The 21,334-nt window shown below is 45.1% G+C and carries 15 protein-coding genes; 1 reads left to right on the top strand and 14 read right to left on the bottom strand.

The genetic code is table 11. The features are described from left to right. Window positions 1-450: 450 nt before the first annotated feature. The 14 genes from ACVBDU_RS11320 to ACVBDU_RS11255 form a co-directional block, all read right to left on the bottom strand. A complete protein-coding gene (locus tag ACVBDU_RS11320; RefSeq protein WP_447179865.1) occupies window positions 451-1,341 on the bottom strand; it encodes an endonuclease/exonuclease/phosphatase family protein in 891 nt (296 codons plus the stop codon). Window positions 1,342-1,617: 276 nt separating this feature from the next. After that, window positions 1,618-2,490, bottom strand: coding sequence for a prolyl oligopeptidase family serine peptidase (locus ACVBDU_RS11315; RefSeq protein ID WP_447179864.1), 873 nt, complete (start codon window positions 2,488-2,490; stop codon window positions 1,618-1,620). 22 nt (window positions 2,491-2,512) lie between these two features. After that, window positions 2,513-3,448 carry a polysaccharide lyase family 7 protein gene (locus ACVBDU_RS11310; protein ID WP_447179863.1) on the bottom strand — a complete coding sequence of 312 codons (936 nt, stop codon included), beginning with the start codon at window positions 3,446-3,448 and terminating at the stop codon, window positions 2,513-2,515. Window positions 3,449-3,516: 68 nt separating this feature from the next. Beyond that, entirely contained in the window at window positions 3,517-4,182 is a 666-nt protein-coding gene (locus tag ACVBDU_RS11305) for a beta/alpha barrel domain-containing protein (protein WP_447179862.1), read from the bottom strand. Continuing rightward, the gene (locus ACVBDU_RS11300) at window positions 4,179-5,213 is read right to left on the bottom strand and encodes a PfkB family carbohydrate kinase (protein ID WP_447179861.1); all 1,035 of its coding nucleotides are present in this window, start codon (window positions 5,211-5,213) and stop codon (window positions 4,179-4,181) included. Before ACVBDU_RS11300 ends, ACVBDU_RS11305 begins: the two co-directional genes overlap by 4 nt. Further along, entirely contained in the window at window positions 5,200-5,952 is a 753-nt protein-coding gene (locus ACVBDU_RS11295; protein ID WP_447179860.1) for an SDR family NAD(P)-dependent oxidoreductase, read from the bottom strand. Before ACVBDU_RS11295 ends, ACVBDU_RS11300 begins: the two co-directional genes overlap by 14 nt. Before the next feature lie 21 nt (window positions 5,953-5,973). Continuing rightward, the gene (locus ACVBDU_RS11290) at window positions 5,974-7,245 is read right to left on the bottom strand and encodes an MFS transporter (RefSeq protein ID WP_447179859.1); all 1,272 of its coding nucleotides are present in this window, start codon (window positions 7,243-7,245) and stop codon (window positions 5,974-5,976) included. A gap of 3 nt (window positions 7,246-7,248) precedes the next feature. Beyond that, entirely contained in the window at window positions 7,249-7,617 is a 369-nt protein-coding gene (locus ACVBDU_RS11285; RefSeq protein WP_447179858.1) for a cupin domain-containing protein, read from the bottom strand. A gap of 11 nt (window positions 7,618-7,628) precedes the next feature. Further along, on the bottom strand, window positions 7,629-9,836 hold the full coding sequence (locus ACVBDU_RS11280; protein ID WP_447179857.1) for a heparinase II/III domain-containing protein: 2,208 nt from the start codon (window positions 9,834-9,836) through the stop codon (window positions 7,629-7,631). Window positions 9,837-9,864: 28 nt separating this feature from the next. Next, window positions 9,865-11,313 carry an IPT/TIG domain-containing protein gene (locus tag ACVBDU_RS11275; RefSeq protein ID WP_447179856.1) on the bottom strand — a complete coding sequence of 483 codons (1,449 nt, stop codon included), beginning with the start codon at window positions 11,311-11,313 and terminating at the stop codon, window positions 9,865-9,867. A 226-nt stretch (window positions 11,314-11,539) separates the two neighbouring features. Continuing rightward, window positions 11,540-13,936, bottom strand: a complete 2,397-nt coding sequence (locus ACVBDU_RS11270) for a chondroitinase-B domain-containing protein (protein WP_447179855.1) — start codon at window positions 13,934-13,936, stop codon at window positions 11,540-11,542. 1 nt (window position 13,937) lies between these two features. Further along, entirely contained in the window at window positions 13,938-15,434 is a 1,497-nt protein-coding gene (locus ACVBDU_RS11265) for a RagB/SusD family nutrient uptake outer membrane protein (protein ID WP_447179854.1), read from the bottom strand. 11 nt (window positions 15,435-15,445) lie between these two features. Continuing rightward, window positions 15,446-18,580, bottom strand: a complete 3,135-nt coding sequence (locus tag ACVBDU_RS11260; protein WP_447179853.1) for a SusC/RagA family TonB-linked outer membrane protein — start codon at window positions 18,578-18,580, stop codon at window positions 15,446-15,448. Window positions 18,581-18,809: 229 nt separating this feature from the next. Continuing rightward, window positions 18,810-19,523 carry a FadR/GntR family transcriptional regulator gene (locus tag ACVBDU_RS11255; protein WP_447179852.1) on the bottom strand — a complete coding sequence of 238 codons (714 nt, stop codon included), beginning with the start codon at window positions 19,521-19,523 and terminating at the stop codon, window positions 18,810-18,812. 644 nt (window positions 19,524-20,167) lie between these two features. Between ACVBDU_RS11255 and ACVBDU_RS11250 the strand changes: the two genes are divergently transcribed. Then, window positions 20,168-21,178: an IS110 family RNA-guided transposase gene (locus ACVBDU_RS11250; protein ID WP_447178497.1), complete on the top strand. Its 1,011-nt coding sequence runs from the start codon at window positions 20,168-20,170 to the stop codon at window positions 21,176-21,178. Window positions 21,179-21,334: the final 156 nt, after the last annotated feature.

Raw genomic sequence — 21,334 nt, 5'->3', positions numbered from 1 at the left:
GCTTTAATCAGGTCTTTCCCGGATAATTTACTTCCCTATCTCTTCTTTAAAATATTCGATAACAAACCGGTTTTTTCCGTAAACCGGTATCTTGTTTTGCCCTCGGGCAAACCATAGTTCTGAAATCGTCGGGAGTCTTAAAGGTTGCGGGAAAATACCGGGAACAAAAAAACCCGAGGATTTCTCTTCGGGCTTTTCATATATCTGCTGTATTTCTGGATCGGACTATAACAGATAAAAACCACGAAGAAACACATCCGTGCGTACGGAAGGTTTTGCTGTGAAGTATTTTCGGATCATGAGCATTCTCTTCGTTTTTTTATCGGGTTAATAATTCATTTGCGGGCACAAAATTGCATCATTTATTTGAATTGTGCAATACCCTGGCAGAAACAAGTCTGAAAATCAAGGTTTTCAGGGAGACAAACAGCGTCATCTGTTTAAGTATAATCAATTAGCATTATAATGCAATACTACCAGTACCGGATAATGGTCGGAAGGCAACCTTGTCTGTGTTGCGTACAGGGATATTTCCTTCGGATAATTGCCGGTATTGACCAGTTCCTGTAATTCCTTTTCATCTGTTTTATACGAATCGGTCAGCACACCGTGCTTTTCAACCCGGAAATCATCGGTTATAAAAATATGGTCTATCCTGCTATCGGAACGCGAATCCGGTTTAAAACCGTTAAAAGTGCCTTGTGCACCGTAATGTAATGTCGCTTTTTCAAAGGCATCGGCCAATTTATCCGAACCATTTAAAACCTTGTAGCTTGCACTGTTCTGGTCCACGTTAAAGTCCCCGGTAAGAATGGCAGGGACGGTATCGTCAAATTCTTTCATCTTTTGCATGATAAGTTTTGCGCTTTCTTTCCGTGCTTCTGTCCCTACGTGGTCAAAATGTACATTAAAAAAGTAGAATTCAAAACCGGTTTCCTTTACCTTAAATTTGCCCCATGAACATATACGTGGCAATACGGCATCCCAACCCTTATTTGGTCTGGTGGTATCTTCGGAAAGCCAGAAGTCTCCTTTGTCTTCCAGTTCAAATTTTTCCGTATTATAAAATATGGCAGAATGTTCGCCCGCTTCTTTTCCGTCATCACGTCCCACCCCGATAAAATCATATCCGGACAGGTCTCCTTTTAACTGTTCCAACTGGTGCTTCAGGCCTTCCTGTGTTCCGAAGACATCAAAATCGTGAAATTTTATTAAGTCGGCTATGGTTTCTTCCCTGTATTTCCAGTTATCCAGAGAATCTCCGGGGTTATCGTACCTGAGGTTATAACTGGCTACTCTTAAACTCTGGGCGGATAACCCCAGACCGGTTAGTAAGAACATAGTAAAGATCAAGCTTTTTCTGAATCCAATCATTTATACTAAATTTTGTTTTCCCACAAAGATAGGCCTCTGTAGTATTAATATCCATTATCTAACTATAATTTAAGATTTCTTAATTCCCAACGGAATTATAACAACTATGTTTTTCAGGCAACATGTCTCAAAAATGGAAAACCCGGTCTATCTCATTCCCTTGAGACATCCGGGATTTCCGCTATTAAAAAAAGTCCGGTTGGTGGTGATCTTTATTCCTCTTTATCCGAAACAGGATATATTTTATTCCACGGGAATGACACTATGGAGAAATGCCCACATTTCATTACTGACCTTTTTCTTTTCTTCTTTGGTAAATTTGCCGTGTTGCCCTCCGGGTATGGTTATAAAGCGGGTTTTTACCCCGTTATCCGTCAGTTTTTGGTGTAAAACGACGGACTGATCGTATGGTACGATCGGGTCGGCATCCCCGTGAACGATGAATACAGGCGGACTGTTCCTGTCCACATAAAACAAGGGAGAAACAGATTTTACGAATTCCTCATCATTATGACCATCTCCCAACCAGTTCCTGGCCGATTTCCAACCGGAAAGCGGCGTAAGGTCCATAACGCCGTATTTGTCGATGATCGCGGCAACTTTCAGGGATTTATCGTAACTGCAATTCGTATCAAACCTTTTGTCATCTGCCAGCAATCCGGCCATAAGGGCCAGGTGACCGCCGGCGGATCCGCCCATCAATACGATGTTGTCCGTGTCGATATTTATTTCTTCCGCATGTTTGTGCAAATATACCAGGGCACAGCGAATATCTTCTATGGCGCCGGGAGCAGTGGCTACGTCTACAAGACGATACTCCACATTGGCAACGGCATAACCATTCTTGAAAAACGAGCCGTAACCACGCTGGGATTCCTTAACCCCGTGATTCCATCCACCCCCGTGAATATTGATCACCAGCGGAACAGGGGTCTTAACATCGGTAGGGTAATAAATATCCATTCTGCCTTCCCAACCATCAACTACTGTATATACCACATCTATTTTTGCGGTGTAATTTTCCGGATAATCTACAGGCAGATACTCCGTGTTCTGCCCGGACGCATTATAAATCGCGGATACAATGATCGCTAAACAAACAACTAATTTTCTCATTTTCTGCTATTATTGATTTTTATCAGGGATGTGTGACCTCCAGATCGTAATATTTAACTTTTGCAAAACCGGATGTATCGGTAGTTACCAGGTAATTTCCGGCTTTAAAATAGTTTTCGAAAGGCCATTTTTCCATACTTACATCGTCAAAAACATAGGTTTCATCATCTACGGTTACCGACAGTTCTCCGTATGAAGCTTCTATTTCCACGGTAAAAGTATCGTGCCCCACTTCTCCGAAATCGTGCTTAACGTCTGTCCAGGTTTGGTTGCTGTCGTCATACAGATCAATACCGGAAGTGGATTCGTCCACCAGGGTTTTCTTATAGGCAAAAAGGTGCCCGTCTATCCAGGTCATTTTGAGTAAAGGTGGCGCGTGATTACTGCTGAAACCATAAGTGGCCATATCTTCCTGTGAAATGATCCCGTGGATCTGCATCACGATAACCCGGTGATAATCGTACTTGGTATTCACGGTATCGGTAGAGATACTGTCTATTTTTAAAGTTCCTCTCATAGTCCCTCCTTCTGTCAGTGACCAGTTGTTATAGTTGTTACCGGGAGTCATCTGCTCGCGCAGTTCTGTTCTCGGGTAACTGCTGTTTGGTGTCGTCGCCCCTGCCGGATAGGTATAAAACACTATAGAGGTATCCGTAGTATCATCATACATAAAGGGAGCCAGTTCTGCAATATCCCGGTAACCGTAGTCTATCAGGTCGGACGGTTGGTATTCGTCCGGTTTGCCATTATCATCCAGGTCTACGGGTAAGGTTATTTTCCAGTGGCTGAAATCAATATCGGCATAAAGGGTGGCCGTCTCTTCTGCAACATGAAGTATGTTTTCCTCGGTAAATTTGTCCTCCATATCCCCGGAGCATGCCAGGCATAATGAAGCTGCCATCACCAGGGTTCCTTTTAGCGGGACAGCCGCCTTTAACGTAGGTGTTTTAGTTCTCATAAATCTGCTTTTTAAAGTATTGGATTGGTTTATTGGTTATTTTAAGTTTGGTGCATATTTCTCCTTTTTTAAATCTTCACCTTCAGAATTTCTTGACATCTTTTGCGGATCACTTCCGGTTTCAACACAACAGTTCCGTCACCGGAAAAAAGGGAAGATCCCACACCAACGCAAAAAGCGCCTGCAGTCCTGTATTTTTGATAGGTTCCGGGATCTGCATCTATCCCGCCGCTGGGCATGATCTTCAGTTCAGGGCACGGAGCCAGTACGGCTTTGATATAACCGGCCCCTCCCAGCGCCCGGGCCGGAAAAGCCTTCACTATATCGGCACCGTACTTGTGTGCGTTATACATTTCGGTGAGCGTTCCGCATCCGGGAATCCAGGCTATTTCCTTTTGTATGCAATACTCTCCTACTTCCGTATCCAGAACTGGAGCTACCACAAAACCGGCCCCGGCAGCAATGAACTTTTCCGCAGTTTCCCTGTCTTTTATCGTTCCTATCCCCAGGACCAGTCCGGGGCACTCCTCCCCCGTCCATGCTACCAACTCCGTAAACACAGCAAGGGCCCGTTCTCCCCTGTTGGTAAACTCTACTGCCCGGACACCCCCGTCATAACAGGCTTTGATCCATTGTTTACAAATCCGGATATCTTCCTCGTAAAAGAGTGGTATCAAAGGATATGCTCCGAATGTCTGTAATACCGTCTCCTTTTTAAATTTTGTTTTTGTCATCGTATGATCCTTCCGTTAAACCCGGAGCGGATTACACCTGTTATATCATCTGCCGAAAGCAGACAGGCATCCCCGGGAATAGTATGTTTTAATGCGGATGTAGCATTGGCAAATTGTAGTGCTTCGTCCCAATTATAGTGCAGCATGCCATAAATAAGCCCGGCTGCAAAGGCATCCCCGGTCCCTATCCGGTCGACCACCGGGGTAATTTCAATGGGATCGGATACATACAACCTTTTTCCATCCCAGCACCTGGAAGCTATTTCGTGACGTGACGCATTGACGGAACTCCTGGTCTTTTGCACCACATTTCGTATAGCAGGACATTCCACCATCAAAAATTTTGCGGCATCTTCAAATTCTTCTTCTTCGAAATACGTACCGAACAACATGTTAATCTCTTCGGGCCCACCCATAAAAACCGCAGACAGGGCAACCATTTCCCGTAAAGTCGCGGACGGATCGGCATCGTACTGCCATAAATTACTCCGGTAAACCGGGTCGGTACTTACGGTTATTCCTTTGTTATGCGCTACCTGCAAAGCATCTTCCAAAGCGCGGGAAGCACCGGAAGATATGGCAGGAGTGATCCCCGTCCAGTGAAACCAGGAAGCATTGTCCAAAATCTTTTCCCAATCGAATTCATCCGGGTCCGTTTTGGCAAAAGAGGAATGACTACGGTTATATACAATCCTTCCCGGCCGGTGTACCACACCCTGTTCCAGGAAATATATGCCCAGGGGAGCATTGTTGCAGGCTACAAAGGAAGTATCTACCCCATACCTATTCAGATGTCCTTTGGCCGAAGCTCCCGTAAAGTCATCGGGAAGGGTCGTTACGTGTGAGGTTTCACACCCCATGCGGGCAAGGGCAACGGCAACATTGGCTTCTGTACCCCCATAGAAAATATCGGCTTGCTGCGCCTGTACAAAACAGTTGTAATCCTGTGGCGACAGGCGCATCAATATCTCCCCGAAGGTTACGATCTTATGCTTTTTCTCCGGTTTCATATCATCCCTAGCTAAAGGCAAGTCCTCCGTTTATATCTATATTATTCCCGGTCAGGAACGAAGATTCTTCAGATGCCAGGTAGGTTACCAGGTCGGCTACTTCCTCTGCTCTTCCTTCTCTCCGCAATGGTGTTCCCCCAGCAACTTTGGTCCTTACCTCTACATTGGTGAAATCATCGTGAAATTTGGTGGCGATCATTCCGGGGCACAAGGCATTTACCCGGATTCCCTCCGGCCCGAATTCTTTGGCCAGGGCACGGGTATAGGTCATTACTGCTCCTTTGGAAGTGGCATACATACTGGCACCGGGCCCACCTCCGTCCCTGGCCGCCTGTGAAGAAAAGTTCACGACAGATGCCCCGGTCTCCATCAAGGGTTTGAATGCCTTGGTAACCAGGAATACGGTCTTCAGGTTGACATTCATCAATAAATCATAAAAAGCTTCATCCATCTCCTCAATGGTCTTACGGGCAAAGAGTCCGCCAGCAACATTGACGAGAACATCCACCTTATGGCCAAAAGCTTCTTTGGTTTTGGCTACCATTTGGTCTATATCCTGTTGTTTGGTCATATCCCCGTATACGGCAATGGCCTCTCCGCCGACTTTCCGGACTTCTTCCAGTGTGGCCTCGGCATGCGATTCACTCTCAAAATAATTCACCACTACTTTAGCCCCTTCTTTGGCCAGTTTTACCGAGACTGCTCTTCCTATGTCCCGCGCTCCTCCGGTGACTACCGCAACTTTTCCTTTTAATTTCATTTCGAATTTTGATTTTTTTAATTATTTAATGATGTTTACTGGTTTGATCTTTTTGCAAAAAACGTGTACTGCCAGGATTCCGAGAGGAACAAAAACGGCAATGATCACAAAGGCCGGGATGTAAGATTCCCTTGTAATTACCGGGATCAGAAAATTCATGACGATCACGGACAGCACACCGGACATCCCCCCGAAACCTGCCAGCGTGCCGACGGATTTTCCATCGAACAGGTCACTGGGCAGGGTTTGTATGTTACTGATCCCGAACTGAAACCCAAACAGTACAAACGCTACTATGATGACGAACTTCATCGGCGTATCGGCCAGGAAAATGGTGGCCAGTAAGCCGAGAAACATAATAACCCCGGCAATGTTTATCGTTCGTTTCCTACCTATATCCACCGATTTTTTCCTGGTCATCAGCCTGCCCGCATACCATCCCCCGGCGATACTTCCGAAAGCTGCGCCTACGTATGGCACCCAGGCAAACAATCCGATCTGTTTTACATCGAAACCGTAGGTGTTTTGCAGGTATATAGGCATCCACCCTACGAATAGCCACCAGATGGGCTCCAGAAAAAAACGCGACACCACCACGCTCCAGGATTCTTTATGGGACAGAATTTCTTTGAGGGACAAAGGCCTGGAATTCTGTTTATCGGTATCCTCCATGTTTCTGCCCTCTGTAATATAGGCGCGTTCTTCTTCGGTTATCCACGGGTGTTTTTCCGGTAGTTTTTTATTGACGATCAGCCAGGGAATTATCCATAACAGTCCCATTGCTCCGATCAGGATAAAAGTAACTTTCCATCCGTACCCCACATAAAGCAGGGCAATAAGCGGTGGCGCCACGACAGATCCAAGAGAGGCTCCGGCATTGAAAATTCCCTGGGCAACGGCACGTTCCTTCACCGGGAACCATTCCGCATTGCTCTTCACAGCCCCGGGCCAGTTTCCCGCTTCAGAAATACCCAGCATCATCCGGACAAAACCGAGGGAATAAATTCCTCTTACTGCAAAGTGGAACACAGAAGATAACGACCATACGGCTATGACAATAACATAACTCATACGGGTGCCCAGCTTGTCAAACATCTTTCCCGATACGGATTGTCCTATGGCGTAAGCTATCATAAAAAGGTTGAGTATGAGTGCGTAATCCGCATCATCCATCCCCAGGTCTTTTCCCATAGCAGGCCACATAATGGACAGGGCGGAACGGTCTATATAATTGATAATGGTAGCCAGGCCGATAAGGGCAATGATCCACCATCGTAGTCCTTTGATCTTCAAAATCTATTTCTTTAAAAAGTTAATATCGAGGAAGTCTTCCCGTACGGGACTGAATACATCGATAAGCATACCGGCTTCCAGGCATACGGCACCGTGCAGTGCATTAGGCGGAATATAAAAGCCATCTCCTTCGGATAATACTCTTTCTTCTCCGTCAATGGTCACCCGGAACCTTCCGGAAGCCACATAGGTGGTCTGGGCATGAAAATGCTGATGTTCATAGCCTACCGCACCTGTTTCGAATTTTACTTTTACCATCATTATCTGCGTGTCGTATCCGACGAACTGGCGGGAGACTCCTTGGTCTACATTTTCCCATTCCTTACTGTCGGTCTGAAAGAAAACATCACTGATGATCTTTTGATTTTTCATGAAGCTTGTTTTTATTTGGTTATGGTATATGCGCCTTTCCAGCGTATGGTTTTGTTGCCGATTGTCAATTGATGTTCCGAATTATCTTCTGTTTTTTCCCGGCACAGGACCAGGGTATATTCCTCTTGTTTCTTAAACCGGAATGTTACGGCCAGATATTTTTTGTCTTTGTATGCCAGTTCCAGTTTTTCAATACCCGAATCGGGATTCTGTACGGTCTCCAGTTGCGGATCGAAATTTCCGTGAGGTTCTATGATACTTACAAACACATGTTCCCCCGCACCAGGCTGACGAACGAGGTAACCTTTTTCACTTCTCAGGTTGAAATCGGGGTCATTGGCACCCGTCTGCGTGAAAAACACCTCTGTATCGGTATCTGTAAGGGTGGTTATGGAATAGAACTTTTTGTCCTTGAGCCAGGTAAATACGGCCCGGCCTTTTCCCGGTTTTCCCTGTGCTGTTTTGTACAGGTGCTGGTAACCGTTTTTAGTACCTAAAGCGGTAAGGCTATTATCCCTGCTATAATCAAAACTTGTACGCATTAACTGTCCGGAGTACTGAAAATTGAGATCGTACTGATGCGGGGTATCCGATACGGCCTGAAAAACATCTATGATAAAAGGGTGCTCCGGTGCTTCGTTCGTAGTAAGCATGGCGACTGTACGTATCAGTTTTATATCCTTATAAGCATGATCTTCTCTTGCGGAAACAATATGTATATCCTTTTGAAGATCGTAAAACAACAATTCCGGGACATTTTTGGAACCTTCGCTTACTTTTGCCTGGTAATGCGATGTTTCGTCGGCTATGAGCGTATTGTGCGCAATGCTTTGTCTGGCGTAGGTTTTATTCTCTTTGAGATACCTTCCGCCATCTTTGGCTTCTACATTCAGAAACCGGGCCGCACCGTAATCCTGTAAGACCTCATTCGGTCCGTCGTAAAGCAGCAGCCCCAGCCTGTCGAAATGACCGTGCCCCATACCCTGCGAAGCGAACTTAAAAACAGCGTCCAGTTGTGTGCCGGATGTATTAGGCATACGAAGCAGGGCTACACCTCCTTCATCCCCTTCCGGGCCGTCCTTTATAAACCGGGAGGATCTCTCATACGGGATATTCTCCACCCCGGAAGCAGCCTTTGCGGTGATTAACCCCGCATTGGAAAGACTTACTTTTCCGTACTGAAGGATTACGGGCAGCAGGCTTTTATCCCTATATCTTTCATAAGCTATATTGGTAGCGAAAACAAGTTCTTCACTGAAATAGGTCTTGTCCTTTATGGCGTCGTTGATGGGATAGAATTCATTCTTCTGATTGGTCAGTTGTAATAATGTAGCCACCGCTTTATGCAATACGCCGTCCCTGTATCCGAATATTTTCAGTTCGGGCTGGTTTTCTTCTATGGCTTCGGCAAAGACCATAAAAGGCAGTATGGCATAACGCTGGTAATACGGGCCTTCGGAATAGTACCCGTCGGGAGAGAATAATTCGTCCAGTTGCTTCAGGAAACCTGTTTTACCGTCTTTGTTACTCCCTTTTACTGCTCTTTCAGTCATATCCCTGTCTCCCAGCACATATCCTGTCATTCCTACCGATGCTACCGCCCAGGTACCGTGGTTGTGTATTTTATTAAAAGTGTCATAAGAATCCACACTGATAAAGCGCGCTATACTCCGGAAAAGTTTCTTTTCTATTATTTCCCGATCTTTTGTCTTTATTTCGGTCTTTACGAGGTCGTAGGCCTGGATGCTGTAAAACAACCATACCGCTTCGTTGAGTCCCTGCCAGAACAATTTCCCTGCCGGGTGGTTTTCCTTCCGTTTGGGATGTAATGGCAATCCGGGATAGAGTTCGGCATACCGCAGCAGCATATTTTTGACGAACTCCGCATATTCCGGCTTTTTGGTTATAGCAAAAACCAGGGCGGCATTGTACATGTCCGTGTAATTCTTTTTATGCTTTTCATGGGTATACCCACCTCCGGGATCTGCCGGGACAGGGACCTCAACCGGATGCCGGAGCGCCGCATCCGCTTTTCGTTCCGCGTACCGGAATGATCTTTCCAGCAGGGGATTGTTATCTGTTTCCCTGCCGATCGCCCCGGCAGCGTCCCCGGACAATAGAAGCCGGGGATTGTTTTTGCTGTCAGACTGTGCACTGAGGACAAGGGCGAAGAACATCATCCCCAACAATCCTATAAATTGAATAACTGTATTTTTCAAATCGCGATTTTTATTTGGTTTTGCATCATTATCCTGCGGGTTTGAACAGGTCGGTCACATCTTCCGCTCCGAATTCCGTGAGAACCTGGTCGGTGACTATAATCCAGTCGAGATTGACAATTACCGGGAAGGTAGTTGCTCCGGAACCGGTGTTCAGGCGGAATTCGAAAGCCGAACCTACGGAAGTCAGGTCCGGAATAAAGTCCTTAAGCCTGACGGCAAACAGCTTCCATGTTCCGTCCGTATTGGTATTATCGCCGGAAAGTTCCCTCCGGTTTGCATTGGAGGTGCCACCGATATAAAGTTTCAGTATGGGAGATGTTCCTTCGGTATTTATCCAGAAGTGCAATACGGGATTATCTCCGAAATTCCCGGAATCCAGTATATTCTGCCAGGTATCGTTTGCCGTTTCGTTGTGCAGCCGCATCCTGGCGACGGTACTTCCGGTACCGGTATTCATTTGAAGATTATAGTAGGATTCCCCGGGGAAAGGCGGTTGTTCCACATTTCCGTTAAGCTGTTGAATAGCCAGGGGGTCCTTGCTCAGGTCTATGACGAAAACACTTTCAGGATCAGAATCGAATTCTATATAGTTTTCGTACTGCCCGTTGATATACGGCACTGCTTCACGTATCACCTGTTTGTCCGTACCGTAGTTAACTTCTATATCCCTGTACCCGGTCTGTACGCTTTCCGGTACATTAAAACTCAGTGCAGTGGCGGAAGAAGTATTTATTACAGCTTCTTCGCCGCCTATGTCAACGGAAGTGATCAGGTTCAGGTCTTCCCCGGTGATAAAGACCTCATTGTCCCGGCTCATCAGTTGCGGCCAGTTGTTTATTACCGGGGTGGGAATTGTAATTTTAAAATCATTGCTCAGGACTGCCGACGTTTCTCCCGAAGAGGTGTTGTAATACATCTTCACCTCCTGCCCGTCCCCCTCGTTATTGGGAATGGAAACCACCAGGGCCTGGGCTTCCTTAAACTGAATGATGGCTTCGGTCCCTCCAAAGGTAATCCTGGTTACGGTCTGAAGGTTTGTTCCTTCAACAACAATATTTTCATTGACCATTCCCTCTTCCGGAAATTCCGAAGTAACTTCCGGCTGCGGATAGGTTACGGAAAGTTGTTCTGAAGAAGAGGCTTCCTTTTCGGCAGAGGTGGTAATCCTCAGAATACCGCTCTTCGCCTGCGGGGCTACTTCTATTTCCAGGGTTTCCCCGTTAATTCTCTGGGTGATCTTACATTCGGTATCTCCGATATAAGCCTTATTGGCAAAATTCAGATAGGTCCCTTTAATAATCACTTTGGACTGAATATCCGCGGAAGCGGGACTGAACGAAACTATGGTGGGCTGTGCGGAAAGTATTTCTTCGACCGTCTGGTCCACCTCCGTATCGGCATCGCATCCGGCAACACAGATCATAACGGCAAGCGCGTAAACTGCTGCGATAAAGGTTGCTGATTTTATTTTCATAACTGTCGGTGTTTTAGTTAGTTTTATCTGTTTTAGTTTAATACAAGACAAAATTGTTTTCATCAGGTTTCTCGGAAAATCAGTTTACCCCCTCCCGATAATTATCGGGACTAAAGGGAGCCTGATTTTCCTCGTCCCGATATTTATCGGGATGCTCCCTTTAGAGGGCTGGGGTAACAAATCGAAAGGTTATCGAAATTAAATTTTTGTCATGTATTGAAAAGTTTTAGTTAGTTTGAAGTAATCCAATATCTCTTTTATCCGTCGCCGCATTTTTCAGCGGAGACTTTTCCCCCGGCTTAAAAACCTTGGTGTCGGTCCACTTGGGATCGGTCCGGAGAATACCTGTGGAACCTGCTCCACCCGAAAGCTTAAGCTCCCCGGAATTGTAAATAACCGTATTGATTATACTGTTTTTACTTCCCTGTAAAACCACGGCCTGCTTCGCTTTCGGGCTTCCGGAAAAAACAGAATTGGATATGGTTACATACACGATGCCCCTGGTTCGCAGTATCCTTCCCTTTTCATTGTTATCCACATTATAGAACACGGAATGATCTATACGCAACTGACCTCCTACGGTAGATTCGTCATTTCCGCCCCGGTAATAATAGAGTGCAAACTGTCCCAGGTCTTTAAACAAAGTGTTTTGTATATCGATGACTTCGGCATTGTACTTTCCTTTATCCTCTTTTTCATAACTCAGGTTCAGGCCCCTGTGGCTGTCCTCTATCCGGCTGTTCGTGATACGTATGGTATCGGCAAAAGTGCCTTTGTATGCCTTGAATACCGCCCCGGTTTCCTGTGTAAAACCGTGAAGGTAAACATCGTTAAGTTTCAGCCGGTATGCTTCGGAACTCGGCTCCACGGGTGAAATGATCCCGTATTTCACGGGGTTCTCCCTGCCGGCATCTATCTCCACACCATCCAGGGTCAGGGATTTTCCTTGCTGTACCCGGAAGAAGTAATTGGGGACATTCCCATCTTTGCTGATCCGGATCGAGGTTTTGGAACTTCCTTTTCCCTTGATTACAAGCCTACTCGTAACGGACATACCTTTATCTATTTCGTAGAGGCCTTCGGATAATTGCAATACCGTGTGATCTGTAGCCTTTTTTACCGCTTTCTCCAGGGTATTCCTTCCGGGAGCAACTTCAATAACTTTATATTCCCCGGGGATTTCGGAAGCTGTTTGTACAGCAGTCTTTTCCACATGCCAGTCCACTCCCGGTTTTATGCGCAATGCCACCGGAACTCTCTCGTTCCCCGGAATTACGGCTCCTGCCCTTACCCCGGTTCGTACGGTTCCGGTAAGGTCGGTTCGTACGGGTCTTACGGAAGGTGTTGTTGTCAGAAGGGAATCACTTACCGGAATGGGATATATCTCCAGGTTTTTCCATTGCAATTCTACGCGGTCTACCCCTTTCACCTTAGTGCTCACCGGTCCCTGAACTTTGTTTCCGGAAAATGTGATCCCGGATATGTCATCCAAAACCCGAAATATATCACCTTGCTTTTCCGTGTAGAACAGGTTATTGGCAAAAACGGTATTTACCGGGGTCAGTGTACGTTCTTCATCACTCCCTGCACATAGTTCAAGCGGTGCACAGTTGACAAAAGTGTTATTCTGTATTACGGCATCCTTTACCTGGTTATACCGGTTCAGCGGGCCATCGGGTACCCCGTTCATAATGACCAGGGGCGAGCGAAAACCATCTCCCGTCAGTCCCATCATCAGGTTGTTCTGTACGATATGTCCTTCGTTGATAACACGGACACCACCGGTATGGGGTTTATTGTTCCCGAAAAAGATATTTCCTTCCACAAGACAACGGTTGCCATGCCGCAGGACCAGTCCACCTTCACTTTCTATAAAAAGATTATTCCGGTAAATATTATCACAGGACTTGCTGGAAATGATCTCCACTTCCCCGTTGCAACGTTCGAAGAGGTTTTCTTCCACTACGGTCCCGGAAGATTCCAACGAGGTATGGCTGGTCCCTATCCGGATGGTTTCCCCGCCATTAGATCCCAGGGGCGGGCGATGGCCGAAGAGATTGTTATCTATCCGGTGATGGTTTTCCAGGTTGATCTTGTTATCCTTCAGTCCCACGATAAGTACGGGGCCCTGGTTTGTTTTTCCCTGAAACGTACAGTGATCCACCCGGTTATGCTGCCCCCAAAGCTCCACCCACTGGTATTGCAACGAACGATCGTCCGGGTTATAACCGGTCACGGCACAATTGGTTACCCTGGAATAAAAAGAGGGTTCTTCTTTGCTCTTCCGGAACGATATGACCGGTTTTCCCATCGTATTTCCGTCCCGGAACCACAATCCGTTTACCACGAGGTATTTTCCGACTATCATAAGCCTCGATTTTCCGTTCAGAATGACTTCCCCCGGGGTTTCCGCTTTCAGTACGATCTGTTTTCCGGGTTCCCCCTCGGCGAAAAAACGGATCTCGGTATTGGTCCACGTTTTGTTCGCCATGACAATGGTATCTCCGGGAACGGATTGTTTTATCGCCTTATTCAGTTCTTCTTCCGTGCTAACTTTGATGCTGGTCGCGTGCAGACCCTGAAAAATCAGTATACAGAACAAACATGTATATATATTCTTCATCTCAGTATCCGATATTTTGGGCTATGCCCGGGTTCAGGTCTATTTCGTATTGCGGTATGGGAAGCAGCAACTGGTATTCTTCTATGGGATTGGTGTTGAACTGCGGCCTGTCCGGATCGTTATACTGGTCTTCCGTGGCAAAATGGGTGTTCATTACGGTAATGGCTCTTCCCGTACGTACCAGGTCAAACCATCTTTGGTTTTCGAAGGCGAATTCCAGTTTCCTTTCTTTTTCGAGGGCGAGTTTGAAATCAAAATAGCTTCCCACTTCCGAATTATCGTAAGCTACCAGTCCGGCACGTTCATGTACCTTGTTAAGCAGGTCGATGGCTTCGGATGTAGGCCCGCTTACCTCGTTTATGGCTTCGGCGAGCAGGAGCATGGCATCCGTAAAGCGAATTACCGGCCAGTCGTTCCCGGCATCGTCTACCGTAGCGAAATCGGAATTGTATTTGATGATGTGTTTGCTCTCGTTTACTATGCCGTTATAACCTATCCACGTATCGACCATAGAAACCGTTTTTCGCTCGTCGCCGGCTTCATAGGTCTGTGACAGGCTGGTGGAAGGTACATTGAGTTCATCACCGTTTCCTCTCACCACGAAATCATCGCTTTGCATGGGAGCAAAATAATTGGCAAAGGGCGCCCCCAGGCCAACACTTCCGGTCTGGTACCTTACGGCATAGAGGATTTCACTGTTGTATTCGTTGGATATATCAAAAACACCGGCGTAATCGTCGAGATAAGCAAAGGGGCTGTTATATACCACATCGGACAGTGCTGTCGCTGCCCTGTTTATATTTTCCGTACCTCCGCGGGTGAGCAGGGCTTTACCGAGTTCGGTTTTCGCTGCCCACCTGGTCAGCCTTCCCAATTCGGAACCATCGGCGGTACCGGGCAGGTTTTCGGCGGCAAATTCCAGGTCTTCCAAAAGGAAATCATATACTTCCTCCGTGGTACTCCTATCCATAGTTTTGGCTTCCGCCCCGGAAATAGGGCGGTCTACAAGAAAAACCCCTCCCCAGAGACGAACCAGGTTAAAATACATGTGCGCCCGGAAAAAGCGGGCTTCTCCTTCATATCGGCCGGCGAGTTCGGGATCTTCTACCACATCGATCTGGTTGATCACATTGTTTGCCAGGGAAATAACCCGGTAACAGGCTCTCCAGTAATCTTCCACGTGAATATTCTGGGAGGTCAGTACAAAACGATCCACCTGGCGAAAGGGTACATTGGCAGTCTCACTGTTGCGCGGGCTCATATAGGTATTGTCCGAACGGAGCTCCGTCATTATCCATTCTTTGTCCAGAACATCGTGCATTCCACTGTATATTCCCACGATAGCCAGGTTGATATCTTCCGCATTATTATAAAATTCGTCGGCGCTTATTTCGGAGATCGGTTGCAGGTTCAGTTCTTTATCACAGGAAACAAACCAGAAAATCAGGGTCAGGCTTATCAGGCTTAATGCTTTTGTATATATGCTGTATCTTTTCATGTCCCTCTATTTTAAAAATTAATATCCAGTCCCAGGGTTATTTGTCTCTGTATGGGATATGCTCCGCGCTGATACCCTGAAATAAGCGGAGAATTGTAGACCCCGCCGGTGGAAATGGCTTCCGGGTTAATCCCGAAGAAATCATCGGCCATGAGGTACAGTAAGTTTTGTCCGGAGACAAAAAATCTTACTTTATCCAGCCGGATCTTGTTGACTACCGATTGTGGTAAAGAGTATCCCAGTATCACCTCCCGAAGCGATATGTATGAGGCATCCTGGATGAGATAATCGGTGAGTATCCAATCCCTTCCGAGTTTTTCCCTGGGTTTGGTTGCCGCGAAATTTTCGTTAAACCATCGCCCTTCCACAAAATTTTTGTGCAGATACCTGGGCTCGGTATAATACCCGTCACCGTAGAAGACTTTGGCGCCGTGAGACCCCTGTAAAAGAAAATACAGGTCAAATCCTTTGAATGTAAACGTATTACTAAAACCCCAGGTGAAATCCGGAAAGGGGCTTCCGAGTGTTGTCCTGTCATCTGCCGTGATCACTCCGTCTCCGTTCATATCCGCCACCCGGATACCTCCCACGGCATCTTCGGACGAACTGGGCAGTGAATTCAGTTCTTCTGCATTCTGCCATATGCCTACCATCTTGTACCCGTAGAACTGTATGGCCTCTTCTCCCACACGGGAAATGTACTGTTCGTTCCGTTCTCCCTGGTTGATGAACTGTTCTTCTCCTCCGAGAGAGATCAGTTTGTTTTTATTGGTAGAAAAATTGATATTCCCGTTCCAGGAAAAACTATCGGAAGCAAGGTTGGCAGACAAGGCCAGTTCCAGTCCCTGGTTTTGTATTTTACCGACATTGTTCCAGTAATTGTCACGCCCTGTGGTAAAGGATACATTTTGTTGTAATAACAGTTTGTCTGTTATGGAATAATAATAATCCCCGGTGAGGGACAGTTTATTGTTAAACAAACTGATATCCCATCCCGTATCGTACTGATAGGTCTGCTCCCAGCTTATTGCACGGTTACCCAGGGTAGGATAAGTCTCTCCCAGGCCGGAGGTTACCGATCCGCTACCTTCTCCGAAAGAGTAATTGGCGGGATACAGAAGGTTGGCGAAAGCGTAATTCTCTATGTTGTTATTCCCGGTCATACCAAAACTGGACCTTATCTTGAATTCGTTGATAAAACCGATCTTCTCTTTCCAGAAATTTTCCTTGTGTATATTCCATCCCACGGAAGCAGATGGGAAAAATCCGTATTTATTTTCCGGTCCGAAAAGGGACGAACCGTCATAACGTGCAGCAACGGAAGCCAGGTATTTTCCTTTATACTCGTAGTTGATACGCGCCAGGAAGGAAACCAGGGAGATCTCTTCCTTACTCGTATACGTATCGTTGGCATCAATTACGGTGGCCGCGTTGATGGTTTCTATAAGGTCTGTAGGAAATTGTGTGCCGCTTATTCCGCTTCTTTTAATTCCGGTGTATTCATAGGTCGTTCCCACAAGGCCGTCTAATCTGTGATTCCCTAGTTTTTTCTTATAGTTCAGGGTATGCTCGGTGATTACCCGGTTGCGCATATAGGTGGTGTTGATTCCGAGGGACTGTCCTGTCCTGTTCGCTATGGATTTGCGAAACCGTTCGTAATCACGGTACTGAAAATACATCCCTACGGAGCCGCGGTACCTGAGATCGTCGGTAATATTCCAATTTGTAAAACCATCGGCGACCATACGATAATCGTACTGCATCCGTTCTTCGTTTTCCATACGGGCCATGGGATTATTATTGCTGGAACCCCAGAGCGACGGAACGGTAAATGTCCTTTCGTCCCCATTCTCATCGGTATAGGTATAGGAGGTATTGTTAAAGTGACGGGGATGTGCATAGGCCCCAAGTCGCTGCCCGGTGAGTCCGGCCGTATATTCATTGTGTTTTACGGGGCCCCACTGCAAAGCCCGGGAAAAATCCGAAAAAGGAACGGTAGATCGTCTCGTCCTGGAATACGAAGGACGGAAATTAAAGCCTATCTCCAGGTCTTCCGAGAGTTTGGTACTCAATCTCCCCTGCAGGTTCAGCCTATTGTTAAAATTATCCTTTAAAAGTCCTTCGTCTTCGATCCACTGGGAAGAGATATAATAACGGGTGTTACTGTTTCCTCCGGATACATCAAACTGATAGTTCTTTATATGGGCCACTCCCCGCTGCGATTCGTCCGCCCAGTCCGTCCCCCCGGTCCTGTCTGCAATGATCCGTTGTGCCATTTCCCGGTCGGAATGCCTTAGTACCGTCGGTGTTGTACCATTTTGCATGGCCGTGTAATCTTCGATCATCTGCCGTTCCCTGAGCAACATATCCGTATATTCATAAGCATCGAGAACGTCTATCTGCTCATAGGCTTTTTTAAAGCCGGTAAAGGTTTTGAAAACATATTTTGGCTGTAAACTCCCGTTTTTGGTGGTGATAAGAATGACTCCGTTTGCTCCCCTGGAACCGTACAAAGCCGTAGAACTGGCATCTTTTAATACTTCTATGGATTTAATGCTGCTCGGGTTTATAAACTCCAGGGCATCCGCAATGGGAAAACCGTCCACGACAATCAGCGGAGAGGTATTGGCACTGATGGAACTGAGACCCCGGATATTGATCTGTGGCGCGGTACCTACTTCGGACGACACGTTCTGGATCTGCACCCCTGCAATTTTTCCCTGCAATGCCTGGTCTACCCTGCTGTAAGGCAGTTCGTCGAGGTTTTTGTTTTCCAGGCTGGCTACGGACCCGGTCAAACTCGATTTCTTTTGCGTTCCGTAGGCGATCACCACCACCTCATCCAATTGCTCCGTGTCCTCTTTGAGACTTACGGTAATGTTGTTCTGGTTAGTAATTATTATACTTTCGGTAACATATCCTATATAGGAAACGCTAACTACATCGTTTTCGGAAACCGGGATAGAAAAATTACCGTCAAAGTCGGAAGTAGTCCCTCTTGACACATTGACCACAATAATATTGGCCCCGATAACAGGCAACTGGTCTGCCGCGGAGATAACTTTCCCGGTAAGCGTAAAGGAATCCTGGGCATGCACGGAGACGATACTCAGAAAAAAGAAGAGTACATAAAATCTGGTTTTCATAATTTGGTTAGTTTTGAATAGTTTCGGTTTGCCGCATATCGAACACCCCCACTACCGCAAAACATATAATTATGAAACAGATATTTTTGTTAAAATAATCTTTTCCTTAATTTTGCAAATAGTAGTAGTACTTAATATCAGCACTATTATTATTCTTCTTACACAAGAAGTTTTATCTAAAAAGGGTGAGTAGGCGGCTCATCCTTTTTAATTTCGCACTTCATATTACTTAGCTATAGCAATAGTTTTTCAGATCGGCGAAGTGCATATCAATGGCTTTCTCCGCTTTTTCAGGATCCTTTTCTTTGATGGCGTTAAAAATATCCTGGTGTTCTTTTATCAGTTTTTTCGCTTCTACATGACTACATATTTTGTTACTCATAAAATAGGTGATTATCTCCGGGACGATGATCAGTACCAGGGAGTGCATCACAGTATTGTTACTGGCTTCCACTAGTTTCAGATGAAACATCATATCTTCTTCCACGGCGCTTTCCCCGGTGAGAAGTTTGTTCTCAAATGCTTTTAAAGCCTCTTCCATATGTTGCAGATCTTCTTCGCTTCTGCGTTGTGCTGCCAGCCATATCGCATTTTTTTCGAGCATTATCCTCGTTTCCACCAACGACTTAAAATCGGGTCTTTGCAGTTTAAGAATATCCCGCATCATTCCGTTTAATGCCGTAACTCCCAGGTTGGATACCACGGTTCCGCTTTTGGGCAGGGTTTTCAACAACCCGTAAAATTCCAGTTTCTGTATGGCCGACCTTACCTGGCCACGGCTCACGTTAAACTTTTCCGACAATTTACGCTCCGAAGGCAAACGCTCCCCGGACTCCAGTTGCCGGGAGGTAATGAGATCTTTTATCTTATTGATAATAAGTTCTTCATCCGTTTGAAACTCCTCCTGCGCTTCTATTAAATTTTCCTTTTTTAAATCCAGCATCTTCGATTAAGTAATGTGGTTGACCAGATTGGTTAACCAGATTGGTTGACCAAATGTAATCATATTTTTTAAATGTGCAAGAATAAAAATTTAAAATTTTACATATTTCATAATTATCATGTTACATAACTACGGAATAAGCATTTATAAGAGCTCATCATTATTACCTATTGAACAAAAACGGATATATGGTTAGCTTTTGCAGCGGAGTTTTTTGCAGAAAAACAGCGTGGAAGTGATAAAACAGGGAAAACGGCAGGTTTATAATTTAACCTCTCTTAGCTTTCCATAAATATAAAATAGGTTCAATTAATTAGAGTATTATGACAAAAATTGTTTTTACCAGGTTTCTCGGAAAATCAGTTTACCCCCAGCCTCGTATGTTTGTTCTTAAATATTTTTATAGAATAGGTTTTAAAAAATATGAGATTTATGGTTATTTGAAAACTTAAATACAAGGAAGAAACAGGTAATAGCATCCCTGCCCAGATAACTTTTATAAGTATATCGCCCTTTAGATCTTGCACCTGTTTCTTTTCTTCTTATAGTCTGAATAGTATCTAGGAAATTGGCCATATTGCCTGTATTCCGTATAAAAACGAGGAAAGACAAAGAGAAGAAGTCCTTTATTGATTTAAATAACTATGAGAAAAATATGTGCTGGAATCGATATCTCCATGGATGATTTTCATGGATGTATAAAAATCCGATTAGAAGATGGTTCTGTGAAAATTAAAGGGACGCGATCTTTTAAAAATAACAGGAAAGGACATGAAGAGTTCTTGGAATGGGTTTTAAAAACAAAGGGACCTGGCCATAGTTGCCCCATAAGGTTTGTCATGGAAGCAACCGGTGTTTATTATGAAGACTTAGCCTATTTCCTTTATAAAAAGGATCAGGAAGTATCTGTTGTATTGGCCAATAAAATAAAGAACTATATAAAAAGTCTTCATATAAAGACAAAAACAGACTCCATGGATTCCAAACATATAGCCGGATATGGAATAGAAAGAGTATTAGATCGTTGGCACCCCATGTCTCCCATGTATAAAAAGTTAAGAGACCTTTGCAGGGAGTTACTCTCCTTTAAAAAAGAGCTTCAACGATCGAAGTGCCAATTACACGCCATGTATAAGTCGCATGAGAAGCTCGAAAGCATTATAGGGTTAAAGATCGAACAAATGGAATTTTATGAAAAAGCTATTCAAACCATCAAAAAAGAAATCAAAAACACGGTGGACCAGGATAAGGAATTAAAGAAAAAAATTGAGAAAGTAGAGACAGCTCCTGGTTTGGGTTTTGAAACCATTGTAATTTTAATCGCTGAAACTAATGGGTTTGCATTAATCCAAAACATTCGCCAGTTAATAAGCTATGCAGGACTTGATGTTACATTACATGAATCCGGAAAATACAAAGGGAAATCCCGAATATCAAAACACGGCAATTCGAGAATACGACAGACTTTATATATGCCTTCTATGACAGCGACAAGAGTTAATGAATCGATTAGAAATTTATATGAAAGAGTTTGCGAAAGAAATCCAGCAATAAAACGTAAAGGGATTGTGGCAGGAATGCGTAAATTATTGATTCTTGCTTATACCCTTTGGAAAAAAGAGCAAGAATACGATAAAGATTATCAATGGAGGTAATTAGTCCATAAAATAAAAAAAGCGGAGCATTACACTCCGCGCTAGATAGACTTCAAATCCACAATTGGAAAAAAGTCTTCTTTGTAGGATGGTAAAAGTAAAATAAAATCAAGATAACGACAAATTCATTAGGTTTTTACCATAGTATCTAAAGGG

It is taken from the genome of Sinomicrobium endophyticum, from assembly GCF_052983315.1.
The sequence above is the reverse complement of the archived record's forward strand: the minus strand, read 5'-3'. Positions and strand labels throughout refer to the sequence as shown.

Excerpts from the sequence above, each read along its gene's own strand:
- ACVBDU_RS11285 (WP_447179858.1), bottom strand. The coding sequence starts at position 7,617 with ATGAAAAATCAAAAGATCATCAGTGATGTTTTCTTTCAGACCGACAGT.
- ACVBDU_RS11310 (WP_447179863.1), bottom strand. The coding sequence starts at position 3,448 with ATGAGAACTAAAACACCTACGTTAAAGGCGGCTGTCCCGCTAAAAGGA.
- ACVBDU_RS11270 (WP_447179855.1), bottom strand. The coding sequence starts at position 13,936 with ATGAAGAATATATATACATGTTTGTTCTGTATACTGATTTTTCAGGGT.
- ACVBDU_RS11320 (WP_447179865.1), bottom strand. The coding sequence starts at position 1,341 with ATGTTCTTACTAACCGGTCTGGGGTTATCCGCCCAGAGTTTAAGAGTA.
- ACVBDU_RS11265 (WP_447179854.1), bottom strand. The coding sequence starts at position 15,434 with ATGAAAAGATACAGCATATATACAAAAGCATTAAGCCTGATAAGCCTG.
- ACVBDU_RS11255 (WP_447179852.1), bottom strand. The coding sequence starts at position 19,523 with ATGCTGGATTTAAAAAAGGAAAATTTAATAGAAGCGCAGGAGGAGTTT.
- ACVBDU_RS11295 (WP_447179860.1), bottom strand. The coding sequence starts at position 5,952 with ATGAAATTAAAAGGAAAAGTTGCGGTAGTCACCGGAGGAGCGCGGGAC.
- ACVBDU_RS11275 (WP_447179856.1), bottom strand. The coding sequence starts at position 11,313 with ATGAAAATAAAATCAGCAACCTTTATCGCAGCAGTTTACGCGCTTGCC.
- ACVBDU_RS11250 (WP_447178497.1), top strand. The coding sequence starts at position 20,168 with ATGAGAAAAATATGTGCTGGAATCGATATCTCCATGGATGATTTTCAT.
- ACVBDU_RS11305 (WP_447179862.1), bottom strand. The coding sequence starts at position 4,182 with ATGACAAAAACAAAATTTAAAAAGGAGACGGTATTACAGACATTCGGA.
- ACVBDU_RS11260 (WP_447179853.1), bottom strand. The coding sequence starts at position 18,580 with ATGAAAACCAGATTTTATGTACTCTTCTTTTTTCTGAGTATCGTCTCC.
- ACVBDU_RS11315 (WP_447179864.1), bottom strand. The coding sequence starts at position 2,490 with ATGAGAAAATTAGTTGTTTGTTTAGCGATCATTGTATCCGCGATTTAT.